1 protein-coding gene is annotated in these 841 nt (G+C 53.9%); it reads right to left on the bottom strand.

Annotated features, from left to right (window positions below; translation table 11 throughout):
• Positions 1-291: 291 nt before the first annotated feature.
• A partial coding sequence (locus B5F27_RS16325) for a transposase (RefSeq protein ID WP_144066577.1) occupies positions 292-841 on the bottom strand: 550 nt, incomplete at its 5' end.

The following is an 841-nucleotide window of genomic DNA, read 5'->3' as shown; positions in this document are numbered from 1 at the left end:
GATGGTGCGCGTAACCATTATAGAGGAATTTCCCTGAGATGTCGCTTTACAGCGTGAAAGTGTCGCTAAAACTCCGTGCAGGTGTCGCTCAGCGTCCGATTTTTGCATTTATCAGTAATCACATCGGTATGACTGATTTTACTCTACCGTCACACTCTTGGCCAGGTTCCTTGGTTTGTCCACATCCAGGCCGCGGGCGACGCTCAAATGTAAGGTAAGCGGTAAGCGCTCCATAATCCCCCGTGAGGGATAAAGAAAAGAGCTCCCATAAGGAGCTCAAATCGGTTAAAATTATTTGAGTTTGCAATACTCGGGAAGGCTTTCAGCCCAGGGGAGCAGCGGAACCAGTTGTTCCTCGGTAGGATTTTCGCCCAGTTTGGGCAGCTCCTGCAGCAGGAACAGTAGGTAACCAAAGGGATCCAGACCATTGTGCTTGGCTGTCTCGATCACACTGAAACATAGGGCACTGGCATCGGCACCCTTTGCGGTGTCGCAGAACAGAAAATTCTTGCGCGCCATCACGAAAGGCTTCACCGTGCGTTCGGCAAGGTTACTGGTCAGTTCCAGGCGGCCGTCCAGAAGCACGGCGTCCAGCGCCTGCTTCTGGTTGAGAGAGTAGGCTTTGGCCTTGCTCAGCGCAGTGCCTTCTGCCGCCTCGAAGCTGTCCAGCAGTTCCCAGTAACTGTTCAACAGCGGCCGGAGTTTTTCCTGCCGCTGCGTAAAGCGGGCCTTTGGCGATTGGTCTTTCCAGGCCTGCTCCAGGGAGAACATCTCCTCAATCAGATGAAACGCTGCCTCGGATCGGCTTCCCTGTACCGGCTTGCCGTCCACAAAGCATTCC

The sequence above is a fragment of the Faecalibacterium sp. An192 genome, assembly GCF_002160175.1.
In the GTDB taxonomy this organism is placed as follows: Bacteria; Bacillota; Clostridia; order Oscillospirales; family Ruminococcaceae; genus Faecalibacterium.
This window is presented reverse-complemented; position numbering and strand designations above follow the sequence as displayed.